The sequence below is a fragment of the Psychrobacter sp. GW64-MNA-CIBAN-0177 genome, assembly GCF_040309585.1.
Lineage (GTDB): Bacteria > Pseudomonadota > Gammaproteobacteria > Pseudomonadales > Moraxellaceae > Psychrobacter > Psychrobacter okhotskensis.
Window position 1 is genome coordinate 1 of the sequence record NZ_JBEOOY010000197.1, and the last position, 276, is coordinate 276.

Consider the following 276-nt stretch of genomic DNA (forward strand, 5'->3'; position numbering starts at 1 on the left):
GGCATTTGCCGGTAGTGACTTGTGCCTTATTGTTACAGGTAGTATGCGCCCCTTACTTGATAGTGAGATTATTGACAGTTACTGCGTTGATGCCAATAGTGATGCGTGGGACAATTTTAATGACGCGCTACGCTTAGCCGCTGCTGGTGAATCGGGCGTTAAAATAAGCTTCGGCGGTGAAGCGTGGGCGGCGCAAACGGTACAGAAAATTCATAGTCATGATTTTATGGCATTTACAGGGCATTCGCGAGCGGCATATCCAGCAAACAGTTATGT

At 47.5% G+C, this 276-nt stretch carries 1 protein-coding gene; it reads left to right on the forward strand.

Annotated elements, in window-relative coordinates:
- On the forward strand, positions 1-276 hold a 276-nt coding region (locus AAEY79_RS14755), incomplete at both ends, for an asparaginase domain-containing protein (protein ID WP_352289096.1).